Annotated in this window: 1 protein-coding gene; it reads left to right on the forward strand. The window is 56.0% G+C overall.

All coding sequences use genetic code 11. The annotated features are described in order from the left end of the window. Nucleotides 1-60 precede the first annotated feature (60 nt). Nucleotides 61-459: tyrosine-type recombinase/integrase (locus M8013_RS00195; RefSeq protein WP_336263233.1), on the forward strand; the 399-nt coding region annotated here is incomplete at its 3' end.

A 459-nucleotide genomic window follows, 5' to 3' on the forward strand; every position in this document is an offset into this window, starting at 1 on the left:
CGACTGAGAGATCTCTGGGCCATCCGAGTAAGGCTTCAAATTGCAGAAAGAACTCGGGATCTGGCTCTCTTCGACCTGGCCATCGACAGCAAGCTTCGAGCCTGCGACTTAACCAAGCTCCGTGTGCGGGACGTTGCCCATGGTGAGCAGGTGTCATCACGAGCAATAGTGATGCAGCAGAAAACACAGCGGCCAGTGCAGTTCGAGATCACTGAGCAAACTCGGGCGGCGCTCGCGGCTTGGATACATCAAGTACAGCTCCGCGGCGAGGACTACCTGTTCCCGAGTCGACTGCATAACTCAGACCATCTATCCACTCGTCAGTACGCCCGTATCGTCAAAGGCTGGGTGAAAGCCATTGGCCTTGACCCAGCCATGTATGGCACTCACACAATGAGACGCACGAAGGCATCACTGATCTATCGCAGGACGAAGAACCTGCGGGCCGTTCAACTGCTG

It is taken from the genome of Silvania confinis, assembly GCF_025564085.1.
In the GTDB taxonomy this organism is placed as follows: Bacteria; Pseudomonadota; Gammaproteobacteria; order Enterobacterales; family Enterobacteriaceae; genus Enterobacter; species Enterobacter confinis.